This is a genomic window from Prevotella micans F0438, from assembly GCF_000243035.1.
In the GTDB taxonomy this organism is placed as follows: domain Bacteria; phylum Bacteroidota; class Bacteroidia; order Bacteroidales; family Bacteroidaceae; genus Prevotella; species Prevotella micans.
On the sequence record NZ_JH594521.1, the window covers coordinates 165,367 to 177,814 of the forward strand.

Annotated in this window: 13 protein-coding genes; 3 read left to right on the forward strand and 10 right to left on the reverse strand. The window is 45.4% G+C overall.

All coding sequences use genetic code 11. The features are described 5' to 3' along the window. Positions 1-341, forward strand: a 341-nt coding sequence (locus HMPREF9140_RS00635) for an HU family DNA-binding protein (protein ID WP_006951038.1), incomplete at its 5' end; no start/stop codon positions are given. A 184-nt stretch (positions 342-525) separates the two neighbouring features. Here the strand turns inward: HMPREF9140_RS00635 and HMPREF9140_RS00640 are convergent. Then, positions 526-3,213 (reverse strand): thiol protease/hemagglutinin PrtT, encoded by a 2,688-nt coding sequence (locus HMPREF9140_RS00640; protein WP_244858975.1) that lies wholly within the window; start codon positions 3,211-3,213, stop codon positions 526-528. A 692-nt stretch (positions 3,214-3,905) separates the two neighbouring features. Between HMPREF9140_RS00640 and HMPREF9140_RS00650 the strand changes: the two genes are divergently transcribed. Then, a complete protein-coding gene (locus HMPREF9140_RS00650) occupies positions 3,906-4,424 on the forward strand; it encodes a histidine phosphatase family protein (protein ID WP_006951042.1) in 519 nt (172 codons plus the stop codon). Between the two features lie 26 nt (positions 4,425-4,450). Here HMPREF9140_RS00650 and pyrH read toward each other — a convergent pair whose 3' ends face one another. From pyrH to HMPREF9140_RS00695, 9 genes are all read right to left on the reverse strand, one after another. Next, on the reverse strand, positions 4,451-5,158 hold the full coding sequence (pyrH, locus tag HMPREF9140_RS00655) for a UMP kinase (protein WP_006951044.1): 708 nt from the start codon (positions 5,156-5,158) through the stop codon (positions 4,451-4,453). After that, the gene (locus HMPREF9140_RS00660; protein WP_006951048.1) at positions 5,145-5,930 is read right to left on the reverse strand and encodes a biotin--[acetyl-CoA-carboxylase] ligase; all 786 of its coding nucleotides are present in this window, start codon (positions 5,928-5,930) and stop codon (positions 5,145-5,147) included. Before HMPREF9140_RS00660 ends, pyrH begins: the two co-directional genes overlap by 14 nt. Before the next feature lie 11 nt (positions 5,931-5,941). After that, complete coding sequence (locus tag HMPREF9140_RS00665) at positions 5,942-6,307, reverse strand: YraN family protein (RefSeq protein WP_006951050.1); 366 nt, start codon at positions 6,305-6,307, stop codon at positions 5,942-5,944. Positions 6,308-7,092: 785 nt separating this feature from the next. Next, positions 7,093-7,683 carry a LemA family protein gene (locus HMPREF9140_RS00670; RefSeq protein ID WP_006951052.1) on the reverse strand — a complete coding sequence of 197 codons (591 nt, stop codon included), beginning with the start codon at positions 7,681-7,683 and terminating at the stop codon, positions 7,093-7,095. Between the two features lie 46 nt (positions 7,684-7,729). Beyond that, on the reverse strand, positions 7,730-8,488 hold the full coding sequence (locus HMPREF9140_RS00675) for a TPM domain-containing protein (RefSeq protein ID WP_006951054.1): 759 nt from the start codon (positions 8,486-8,488) through the stop codon (positions 7,730-7,732). A 21-nt stretch (positions 8,489-8,509) separates the two neighbouring features. Continuing rightward, on the reverse strand, positions 8,510-9,226 hold the full coding sequence (locus tag HMPREF9140_RS00680) for a TPM domain-containing protein (protein WP_006951056.1): 717 nt from the start codon (positions 9,224-9,226) through the stop codon (positions 8,510-8,512). A 27-nt stretch (positions 9,227-9,253) separates the two neighbouring features. Next, positions 9,254-10,288 carry a UDP-glucose 4-epimerase GalE gene (gene galE / locus HMPREF9140_RS00685; protein WP_006951058.1) on the reverse strand — a complete coding sequence of 345 codons (1,035 nt, stop codon included), beginning with the start codon at positions 10,286-10,288 and terminating at the stop codon, positions 9,254-9,256. 145 nt (positions 10,289-10,433) lie between these two features. Continuing rightward, the gene (locus HMPREF9140_RS00690) at positions 10,434-11,456 is read right to left on the reverse strand and encodes a glycosyltransferase family 9 protein (RefSeq protein WP_006951059.1); all 1,023 of its coding nucleotides are present in this window, start codon (positions 11,454-11,456) and stop codon (positions 10,434-10,436) included. A gap of 85 nt (positions 11,457-11,541) precedes the next feature. Continuing rightward, complete coding sequence (locus tag HMPREF9140_RS00695; protein WP_006951061.1) at positions 11,542-12,144, reverse strand: DUF4254 domain-containing protein; 603 nt, start codon at positions 12,142-12,144, stop codon at positions 11,542-11,544. 165 nt (positions 12,145-12,309) lie between these two features. Between HMPREF9140_RS00695 and HMPREF9140_RS10550 the strand changes: the two genes are divergently transcribed. Further along, a complete protein-coding gene (locus HMPREF9140_RS10550; protein ID WP_169333928.1) occupies positions 12,310-12,447 on the forward strand; it encodes a hypothetical protein in 138 nt (45 codons plus the stop codon). Position 12,448 lies beyond the last annotated feature (1 nt).

The following is a 12,448-nucleotide window of genomic DNA, read 5'->3' on the forward strand; positions in this document are numbered from 1 at the left end:
CCGAACCCAAGGCTCCGCTCAAGTTCTCTCAGGAATGGCTCATCGACCGCATCGTTCGCGAAACGTCGTTGAGCGAGGGCGATGTTCGCAACGTTCTCATCACGCTGAAGAACATCATCAAAGAAGTGGTTACTCTGGGAGGTTCGCTCGACTTGGGCGACATCTTTTCGCTTCGCACCACGATACCCTCGAAGATGGAGGTGAAAGAGGAAGACGTATGTGCCACCTCGCTGAAACGTCCGCGAATACTGGTGCGCTGGAAGCAGCCCATCAGTGATGCTCTGAAGAAAATCGAAGTTGAGGTGGATAACCCCAAACGTAAGGAGAAAAAGGGTAGTTAAACGTCCCCGACCCCGGTCATCCCCAAAGCGCGGAGGAACCGAACAGTTCTATTCATGCAGGGGCGATTATGAAAGGGTGAAAAGATGCCGATGCCATACGAGCGGGCATGCTTTTCACCCTTTTTCTTGTTGTTTAGGGAATGATTTATTGTCCCTACATGCGGGCATCAAACGACTCCATGTATCATTGATGGCTTTGCGGATAAAGTAGGAATCTGTAGGTATGATGTTGTCTTCCTGCTTCTATTCGAAGCAGATATACGCCCTGTTCCAGCTCTTGCAGAGAGATTGTGGCATGGTTTGGGTTGGTGGCCGATACCTGTTTGACAAGCGTACCGCCGACGTTATACAATCGTAAGGTTCTCAAATCGCTACCCGAGACTGTTAGTTGGTTGCCATCGTGCCTGATGTCGAAAGAGGTAGTGGCTGTGGATGCGGTGTCTATTCCTGTAGGTACATCATGGTAAAGGGTGAGTATATCGCCTTTCCGCTTGAGGTAACAGGTGGGTGCCTTCGGATTTTTCAACTCCACGTCCTTGCCTTCTATCTGCCCCATCACTATCACCCGATAGGTATGCCCATCAGCCAATTGCAGATTGCTTTTGCGCAGCCAATAGCTGTAGAGCGGCACTTCGAAGGATGAAGAAATGGTGACATGGTCGTCGAACCCTCGTATTTTTATCTTTTCCTTTGTCTGTATGTCTTCGCAGAACATAGATACAGGGCCTTCGTAGGTCCGATTTTCCGATGTGCGTAGCGCGACGGCGAGCTTGAAGTTAGGCACTCGCGAGATGTCGATGCTGCCGGATGCAATCTTCTCGTTCGAGTCGTCGGCCAGAAAGACTTCAGCTTTTTCCATGAGAGGTCTTTCCTGTGCCTTTACCACCTCGATATAGGCAGCATCCTTGTCGTGAATATTGTTTATTGGGCAAGGCAGGGTTTCTGCTTCGTCTGTCGATGTTTCGAGCTTCACTTCATAGCGTCCTATAGCAATACCGGAGGGCAATGAAAGCACGATGGGTATTTCTGCTTCGGTAAAGCCTTCGATTTCTGTCGACTTATCGGCACGCGTGTTCAACACAACCGTCTTGCTCGCATCAAGCAGCTGCACCCTTAAGTAACAATCGCGAGGCACTCCGTTGAGATTTTTCACTGTGAAAACGGCTTGCACTTTCTCACCTTGTTCGGCTTTATCTGAGAGCCTTGGCTGTGCCATCAGCTGAAAATGAGCGTCTTCAGTACAAGTTTCGGAGATACGAGCTGCGCCATTTGCTAATTCCACTTCTATGATGGGGGCTTTCTTCATGGGAAGGAACTCGTCCCATGATCCGTCGTCTTTACGGGCTATACACACGGGAATAAGGCGGTAATATCCGTTCCCGAGTCCTGCAAGACTTATCTTTACTGGCTGTGCCTGATTTATCAGGAAGTCTCGTCCCATAAAGCCTGCGTGGTCGGCACCATAAATGCGCTGCGTGAGACCGCCGCTTGCATGGTCGTCAGAATAAGCCACTTGCTTTAGATTTCCCCCTTCGTCGTAGACGGCCACACCGATATCGCCTTTAAAGGGATTGCCTCTGTTTACGAAAGAATTCATCTCTACGGTTATCGTCTGCGACGGGTTAAAGGTTTTACCTGTTACATCTTTCAGCGAGAAAGAACCTCCCTCATTGAACATCAGTTGCGGGGATGTTTCTAAGAGACCTCGCTCTATGGCCGGATATTTTCCGTTGTTGGGATGTGCAAGGATTGCCGTAATGGCACGGTTAAAGGCCAAGGGCTTGCCTTGAAACTCGTTTCCGGTTTGCGATAGGTTGAGAGCTGTGAGCGAATAGTAGGCATCGCTTTGTCCTTCCCAACCGAAGTTCATGTGAAAGAGACCGTTTTTGTCGAATCCGTCTGCCACCCACGCATGTCCCGAAGCAGAACCAGTGGGACGGCCTTCCAAATAAACAGGACATCCGTTGAGAAGCTCCTGTCGCAGTATCTCAGCAAAACGGCTTGGGCCTTCCACCGCCCTCGTAATGTAAGCTGCCGTATAATCAAAATTCTTTTGCAGGGCTTGATACGCGAACAATCCCTGTGTACCGCTGGCATTGGGTGTATACTGCATAAAGGAAGCTATGCCGACATCGCTCATCAACAAGGCGACGGCATCTTCCTGTGCAGACGTTGCATGCACGGGGTAGCGATAATCGGGCAACATGTTTGCCCAATCGTAATGCGACTGACTGAAATCAGCACTTTTCTTGGTGTTATAGTAGGTTACGTTATATTCGTTCTTACCGCGTCCTTGGGCAGGCCATTGATAGTAATACATCATCTGCGCCACCGCCGTGGCCACGCATCCGCTATAGGGATAGCCGGTTTTCGCATTGAATGGGTGCGACTGTCCCCATTTGCTTTTCAGCAACGGAGACACGGTTTGTGAGTACTGACCGGCACGGGTACTGCCTTGAACAATCACCTTTCCTTCTTTCAGTACTTCAAACGTTTGCCGATAGCCTTCCAAGAGCAACTTTACGCATGGATTGGCGTTCAGCGTATCGAGTGTTCTCTCGGTGCTATAGGCCAGCACTTCACCCATTTCGTCGTCGCCAGAGACGATAACAAAGCCGTGCCCCCGTGCGTCGTTGAATATATAATAGGGAGTTTCTGTTGTTCGATTGATACCTCTCGTCTGTGCTTTTGCGCTATTGTTGTGAGACAGCGTAACGTATCTTTTTGCAATCTGAGCCGCTTTTTGCGGATTAATGTCTTTGCCATGAGCCGTCAGTGATACGGCAACGAGCATACCTGCGATAACCGATAATACGGCTACGGCATGGTGTCGATAACCTTTTCTTTCCATTGTTTCTGTATTCTGCTTCATTTCTTTTATGCGGTATTCCATTTCTATTATCCTGATTATTTGTTTTTGCTGCTTCGATAACTCTCGAAGGCGGATGCAAATTTATCATTTTATTGCAGATAGATAACAATTTGTACCTCAATGATTATGTTACGCATCGCGATGAACACGTTACGCACATCATCCTCGCCCGGTGATATTTCGTGCACGATAAGTTTTGTGCATCATGTAGCAGAGGAATTGTTCGGTACCTTGATACTCCGTAACCTCTTTTGTTGCTCGCAATGCTCTACTTTGAAAATGCCCTTAAATCCTATGGAGTGCATGATTCTATCATATGAAACGCACGGTTTTTTCGAGCCAAAACTACAGCTCCATCTATCGTTTTCCGAAAAGGTACTATCGTTCTCTAAAAAAGGTACTATCGTTTTAATGAAAAAGTACTATCGTTTTGCCCAAAAAGTACTATCGTTTTTGGCAAAAGGTACTATCGTTTTTTGTGGAGGGTAATATCGTCTTCCGCAGAGGGTTCTATCGTCTTCCGCAAAAGGTACTATCGAAGCCACAGCTCAGTAGTATGGAGTTTTATAGAGACTCATATATCAGGCTCCATTAGTCCGGTAAAGAGCACCTTGTATTAATAGGCCGAAAGGGGACGAGGGAACGAAATAGTGCGGATTTAGATAAATTTGCGCTCAATCAAAGAGTTTTTTATGGTTACATTGATTCTAGTGAGACACGGCGAAACGAAAGATAATGCCTCACACATAATGCAAGGACAAACGCCTGGAGAATTGAACTCCAAGGGCATTGAACAGGCCGAGGAAATGGCGCGGCGAATGACTGGTGAAATGATTGATGATTTTGTTTCTAGTGATTTAAAACGTAGTATTGAGACATGTGAAATTATAGCTCGGCCTCATAAAAAGAAAGTTATCACCACCGCTCTGCTGCGCGAACGTGATTGGGGAAGTTTTACGGGGAAACACATTCCGTCGCTCGCCCATCTTGATGACCCTTCGCTTTGGCCTGACGACATCGAATCTTTAGATAAACTCAAAGCTCGGGCAGCCGATTTCCTGAATTGGATTCGTAATAGTTTTCCAAATCATCGGGTGCTTGCCGTGGGGCATGGTATCGTAAATAAAGCCATACAGAGCGTGCTCTATAATAAGCCGATGAATCAGATTAAACCAATGGCGAACCTGGAAATGCGCGTGCTCGAGCTTTGAGCTTGCCAACCTTGGAAAAGAAAACTCTACAGAACCAGTGTGCCTATATCTTCGCCGTTGAGCACACGTTTCAAATTTCCGAAGACGTCCATGTTGAAAACGTAGATTGGAAGGCTATTTTCTTTGCACATAGTGGTTGCGGTGAGGTCCATAACCTTGAGACCTTTGTTGTAGATTTCGTCGTAGGTTATGGTCGTGAACTTGGTTGCTGTGGGGTCTTTTTCCGGGTCAGCGGTGTAAATCCCATCAACTCGTGTTCCTTTCAGCATTACGTCGGCTTCGATTTCAATTCCGCGTAAACTGGCTCCGGTGTCGGTTGTAAAATACGGACTTCCGGTTCCGCAGGCAAAGATGCATATTGTTCCTGATTCCATTTCTTCAATGGCCTTCCATTTTGTATAATATTCGCCGATGGGCTCCATTCTGATGGCCGTTAGAACCTTTGACTTCACGCCGATGGCTCCAATAGCCGAACTTAATGCAAGTGCGTTTATCACGGTTGCACACATACCCATCTGGTCGCCCTTAACTCGGTCGAAACCTTTCTGACTGCCGCTTAGCCCACGAAAAATGTTTCCTCCGCCAATTACTATGCCCATCTGTACGCCCATTTCGTGGGCTTCTTTAATCTGCTGTGCATAATCGTTTAACCGTCCGGCGTCTATGCCGTAGCCTTGCTTGCCCATTAAACTCTCACCGGAGAGCTTGAGCAGCACTCTTTTAAATCTTACCATATTCTATCTCTTTAAACATGTAACTTCTAATTATTCCGGCTCGGTCGCGCAGCACAAGGTGACCGTCGTCCTCAACCTCCAGAATGGTCGCCTCGAAAATTCCTTCTTTATCCTTGAAGGAATGAAATCCGCTTGCGCGATAGAGAGCCTCGTGATAGCGTGTCGAGAGTTCGGCGTAGTTCCCTTCTTCGATTAGAGGGTAGAGTTCCCGAAAAGCTCTGATAATGGAATTTAGTACTTGAAGCTTGTCGACCTTCCGTCCGACAATTTGTCGCAACGATACTGGATTTGGGATTCCGCTGTCGAATTCAGTTTGATTTATATTCAGTCCTATTCCGAATATGCAGTTTTTTATGCAATTCCCAGTTAGGGAGGTCTCGATTAAGGTGCCGCTGAGCTTTAGGTCATTCCAATATATGTCGTTAGGCCATTTGAAGGTAATATTGTCTTTTACAAGGCCTTTTAATCCTTCCTTGATAGCCAGTGCACCAAATTCAGACAAAAGAAATTGCTTTGCAACAGGTATTCTGTTTGGATGTATAAGTATTGAAAAAAGCAGATTCTGTCCCTGTTCGCTGCTCCATGTATTTGTTCCTTGTCCGCGCCCTGCCGTCTGGAATTCGGTCTCTACCACAGTGAAGTTTTGTTCTTCCGAATGGTGTTTGCGGAGGTAATTATTCGTGCTGTCAACCGTCTCCAGATGAATTATTTTTGTAGTATTCTCCTCAGATTTAGCACGGAGGAAACGTTTCATCTTTTCGTATAAACTCATGGAATATCGTCTTAAACAAAAGGCAGAAAGGCGCCTTCTATATGCCTGATTTCATAACTTGTTTCCGGAGCTCCGACAATTGTTATTATGTCGAAACGAATATCGCCATCGAAGCACATTTCTTTCACAAGAGTGTTTGCCGCAATCGATATCGACCTGATTTTCTGTGGAGAAACGGCCTCTTCAGCATCCTGGAATCTCTCATTGCGTCGTGTCTTCACTTCAACAATGACAAGAACATCATTGTCTATGGCTACCAAGTCTAAATCGCGATGCCCGTATTTCCAATCACGATAAAGAATACGATAGCCGTTTTGCCTGAGAAAATCTTGTGCAATGTCTTCTCCCCATTTGCCTAGTTCATTATGTTGTGCCATTATTTGAAGCTTATAAAAATCCGGATTCCTATTTCATAGAAAGCCTTACAAAGGTAAGGCAATAATGGCTAGAATAAGATGTCGGCAGATCTCATGTATTCCTTTTGTTCTCTCAATTATTATGTAAGAACATTGCAGAAATAACAGCAAGATAAATTTAAATACATATTAGTTGCATTATTATTAATCTTTACTCGGAAAATATAAGTCTTCTAGCCCACATACAGTTATCGATAATACAGAATTTATATCTACATCTTGCAGTTTAATAGATACGTCTTTTCTCTTAAACCTAGTGTATATAAGCGATTATACAGCTTTATACATATTATTGTCTGTGTCGTAAATGTTTACAAAGGATAATAATATACAGATTGCATATCCAATGATACAGAAAAGCGCCATTCATGAAAAAAAATTCATCGAACTGTGTAGGTGTTTCAGATTTTGTCCTTACATTTGCGCCATGTCAGATTGCCAATTCTCCTAAATTTTATGTCGTTAAGGCATGTGAGGGTCTGACTGCTGCAAGTCCTAAGGAGCCTAGCTCCTTTAGGGCTTGCTTTTTTATGGTATTTTTATTTCATGTGGGGCTCCATAACAAATAATAGAAAGTTCTATTCATCTTCTTTTATAGTTGATACCAGGATTGTTATTCTGGAAACTATCTTTTTCCTAATATACACACGAACGCTCCGGTTCTTTGATAGACAGGAACCGGAGCGAGTGAGAAAAGTAACGCTAGATTACGAAAATGCTGAGCGTTACTGAGAGCTAATTAAAAATTATTCGAATCCTAGATCAGGAGCTTTATCTGCACTTGCAGAAGATTCGAATTTAGCCATCGTATTGAAGCCAAACATGCTGGCGATGATGACGTTGGGGAAGCTACGGATGGTTATGTTGTATTCCTGAACGGCACGGTTGAATGCACGACGAGCTTCGTTAATTCGGTTTTCGGTTCCTTCTTCCTGAACCTGCAGGGTTCTGAAGTTTTCGCTTGCTTTAAGCTCGGGATAGGCTTCGGCCACGGCAATGAGTCGAGAGAAAGCCTGTGCCACCTGGTTTTGCGCAACTTCGTATTGCTGCAGTTTCTCGGGCGTTAGGTTTTCGGCGTCGAGATGAATTTGCGTTGCGGCATTGCGCGCTTTGGTTACGGCAGCAAATGTCTCGTTTTCGTGCTTGGCGTAGGCCCGAACCATCTTGGCTAGCTGTGGCATCATGTCGGCTCGACGCTGATAAGCTGCCTCGACGTTGGCCACTGCGGTAGTGGTTTTTTCTTGTTGTTTCACCATTCCATTGTAGCCAGAAACTACCCACATGAGCAGTACTACAGCGACTGCTACTAGAATCCATAAAACTTTGTTCTTTTTCATATTTTCTTGTGTTTTGATTTTGTTCGTTATTTAATTTATTGATTGATTACCAGCTGCCGCCAGAGCCGCCGCCACCGAAACTTCCGCCGCCGTATGAGCCTCCACCAGAGGATGAACCTCCGCCGCTAAATAGACCCCAGAAGCTGAATCCGCTGTTGCGTCGTCTGCCGCCTCGGTCGCGATTATTTTTGTCTTTATCCTTAGCTCTAAAGAAGATGGAGGCGCCTATTATGGCTGCGAGGATTAAAAGATTTCGAACGAAGTTGCTGTCTTTTTCTTCTTCGATTCCCGAATCTCCGGTTTTCATTTTGGAATATATTGCTCGGGCGGTTGATACGACAGCTTCGCCTGGCTTATTCTCGCGCATGTTTGCAACTATGCAGGCTTTGGCAATTTTGTCGCATTCGGCGTCGGTAAGGTCTTTTTCGAGTCCTTCGCCGGGCGCGATGAAATATTTCCGGTCTTTCACGGCTATCACTACTACTAAGCCACGGTTGGTTGCTTTCTTTCCGATGCCGTATTTGTTACCCACATCCTGTGCTACTCTGAACGGGTCGCCTCCTTCAACGTTGTTCACGATGATGAATGCGCTTTCAACGTCGCATTCTTTATCGAGCTTGCGAAGAAGCGAATCGGCCTTTTGTCGGCTTTTCCTGCTCATTATTCCGTCGGGATCGCTCACGTATCGATATTTGTTCGATAGATGAACCATCGGGATATTCTCGGCCGACCATTTTTCGGCATGCGTCGGCACTATAGCCATCAGCATTGCCACGATGAGTATTAAGATTGAGCGTTGTTTCATTTTGTTTAATTCGTTGATTGATTACCAGCTACCGCCCGAGCCTCCGCCGCCGAAACTTCCGCCTCCGTAGGAACCTCCGCCAGACGATGAGCTACCAGACGATGACCCGCCGCCGCTGACATCAACTCTTGCTATGATGATTACGAATAAGACGAATAAACCGACAACCACATAGAAAGCTGTATAGTCTTCGTCGTCTTCTCCGTCTTCGATACCGGAGTCGCCGGTTTTCAGCTTCGAGTATATTGCTTTAGCAGTTGAAACGACGGCTCCGCCCGGCTTATTTTCTCGCATATTTGCAACAATGCAGGCGCGGGCAATTTTGTCGCATTCGGCGTCGGTAAGGTCTTTTTCAAGTCCTTCGCCGGGGGCAATGAAATATTTCTTGTCCTTCACAGCTATCACTACCACTAATCCGCGGTTGGTTGCTTTCTTTCCGACACCATATTTGTTGCCCACATCTTGGGCCATTCTGAACGGATCGCCTCCTTCAACGTTGTTCACGATGATGAATGCGCTTTCGATTTTGCATTCCTTGTCGAGTTTGCGGAGAATGGAGTCAGCTCGGTGTCGACCTGCGGCATTCATAATTCCGTCGGGGTCGCTCACATAGCAGTTCTTGTTTTTCAGGTGAGCCATCGGAATATTCTTGGCCGACCACACCTTGGCTTTGTTTTCAAGCGGTATCACGGCCATGACTACGACCATGATGAGCATTAAGATTGGATTTTTGTTCATTTTTTATTTGGTTATTGGTTATGTTCTTCACATTACGCCATCCTCACGCAGTTTTAGCTGCCATTTCCAGGCCGACACGAGTACGTCCTCGAGCGGCGTATCGGCTTTCCAACCCAGAATGGTGTTGGCTTTGGTACAGTCGCCCCATATTTTTTCAATGTCGCCTGCACGACGTGGTCCGTAGGTATAATTCAGCTTCACTCCGGTGGCTTTTTCGAAGGTTTCAACTATTTCGCGAGTTGAGTTTCCGCGCCCTGTTCCGATGTTGAAGTATTCAAGTGCGGCGGTGTCTTTTTTGAGAACCCGAGTCATGGCTGCAACGTGCGCTTTGGCCAGGTCTACCACGTAGATATAATCGCGAATGCAGGTTCCATCGGGCGTATCATAGTCGTTGCCGAATATGGTTAATTGCTCTAATATTCCCATTGCCGTTTGTGTAACATAAGGAATCAGATTATTGGGTTTACCGTTGGGCAATTCGCCGATTAATGCCGATGGATGCGCGCCGATAGGATTAAAATATCGCAGAACGATGCTTTTAATAGGCGCGCCGCTGTGGATGTAATCTTGAATTATTTGCTCGTTAATTTCCTTAGTGTTGCCGTAGGGTGACGTGGCTTTCTGATGCGGCGCATCCTCGGTTACAGGCAGATTTTCGGGTCGGGGCTGACCGTAAACGGTGCACGACGACGAGAATATCACACCTTTTATATTATGCTCTGGCATGAGCTCCAGCAGATTCACGAGCGATGTAATATTGTTGCGATAATACATGAGTGGTTTTTCAACGCTTTCGCCCACGGCTTTTGATGCTGCGAAGTGAATTATACCGTCAATTCGATATCTTTGCAGCATTTCACGTGTTGCCTCCTTGTTACATAGGTCTATGAATTCGAATGCTGGTTCAATACCGGTTATTTTTTTGATTCCACCAATCACTTCTCTTTTTGAGTTCGAGAGATTGTCGGCAATCACTACGTTGTAGCCTGCCTGAATGAGTTCTACTGTTGTGTGTGAACCGATGAATCCGGTTCCACCGGTGACTAGGATAGTTTGTTTCATTCTATTTTATTTTTATTTCGTGTGCTTGGGGAATGTTTATTGCGCACAAAGTTAGGATTTTTGGGAGAGCGAGCGGCTGTTAGTTTATTCTTTTCCTGCTATAATCTAGATATTGGCTATATGTATAGGCAGGAATAGATTTGGGTTAAGTTTGGAGGATATGCTGGATGATATCGTCGGGCGAGATGCTATTCATACAGGCGTGGTCGCCACGGAAACAGGGTTTATTACCGAAAACAGAACAGGGACGGCAAGAAAGATCGGAGTTCTGAATAGTATCAGTATCGGATTGGTTCCAACCCAGAAATCCGCAAAAAGGGTGTGTTGCGCCCCAAATACTCACAACACGCGTATCGCAAAGCGAGGCCAGGTGCATATTAGCGCTGTCCATGGAAACCATTACGTCGATGTGGCTCATCAGGGCAAGTTCTTCCGAAAGTCCTTGCAGAATGTTAGGTACATTTATGCAGCGGTTATATTTGTCGGCCCATGAGGTGAGAATCTTTTTCTCCTCGGGTCCACCACCAAAAAGAAATAATCTGTATGATGATAGTTCGGCTAGTCGGCGCACAACTTCTTCCATCTTCAGTAATGGATACATTTTACCTTCGTGTGCGGCGAAGGGAGCTATACCAATCCATCTCTCGCCTTGTAGTTTTGAGTCAATGCTTGCAGGGAGTGCTACATCGCTTTCGGAGAATATGCTTTTGAATTGTAGATTGACAGGAAAACCAAGCCGTTCGAGTACTTCGCAATAGTTTTGAAATGAGGTGGGCTGCTGAACGAATTTTTTATCGTTTCTTCGACAGAGTCGGCGTTTTTCAGCTTTATGCTTGTTGATGTGTGCCGTTTTTACCCCGTGTGTGATGAAAAGCAGGCGGAGAATTTTGGTTCGCAGAACATCGTGAAAATCAGCTACGAGATCGAGTTTGATTTGCATCAGCTCATCGTAGAGTCGTTTGATTCCACGCAGACCTTTATAATCGACTTTCAAATCGATACCGATGAAGTTCACATTAGGCGCTAGATTCTCTAAAAAAGCACGGGCAAATGGTCGCGATAGGACTGTTATTTTCAAGTCTGGATATTGTTTCGCGAGCGAACTAATCACTGGTACAGTCATTGCGACATCACCCAGGGCCGAGAATCTGATAATGAGAATGTGCATTGCTTTTCTGGTTTTCAGAAACTGAAACGGCAACAGTAGAATTATTTTCCACCATTGCCGTTTCATGGTTATTGGGTTCGAGTTTTTATTTCTTATAGAGAATAGGGTTCGTTGCCGGGTCGTTGTACATTTTCATCTGTCTATAGACCTTCATATATTTTCGTCCGTTCTGGATGTCGTCAAGCAGTTGGTCAATGGCTGTGCACAAATCTTTCTGCTGTTCGAGAAGAATGTCCAGTTTGGCTTTACATTTTTCGATGTGTTCAGCTGATGCGTCAGTGCGTTCGGTTTGTTCTTTCATATGATATATTTTCAGTGCCAAAATCGATAAACGGTCGATAGCCCATGCTGGACTTTCAGTATTTATCGTTGCATCAGGCAGTGGAACGACTTCCGAATAGAGATGACGGAAATATGAGTCGATTTGCTCAACCAAATCTGTACGGTCTTGATTCGAGCGGTCGATACGTCTCTTTAGGTTCATTCCATCTTCAGGAACGATGTGCGGGTCACGGATAAGATCCTCGAAATGCCATTGCACTGTGTCTATCCAACATTTTAGGTAGAGTCGGTTCTCAATAGAGTCTCTGTCGTATGGATTGTTGATTGATGTGTCCACATTATCGGTTATATGATAATCGCGGATAGCCTGTGAAAAAATCTCGTTGGAAAGTTCTGTAAAAGACATGTATTTTTGTATTTGATTTTTACTTATGCAAATGTATTGCAAAATATGCGAAGCACAAAAACCGGTAATTCATTTTATCCTCTGAAAGCCTGTAAACTAGGCTTATCCGTGTTGCTGTGCTTATTTCATGAATTGCAATATTTGCATTTCACAAAATGAATGATTATGAATTTCGACACAACAGAAAGCGAACTGCGGAAGCAGGAACTAATCCGAACTTTAGAGCACTCCATCGAGCGACTTGCTCTGCCTGAGCTCGAGGCGTTATACTATGATATGGTGGCGAAAGATTATATCCGCTGAA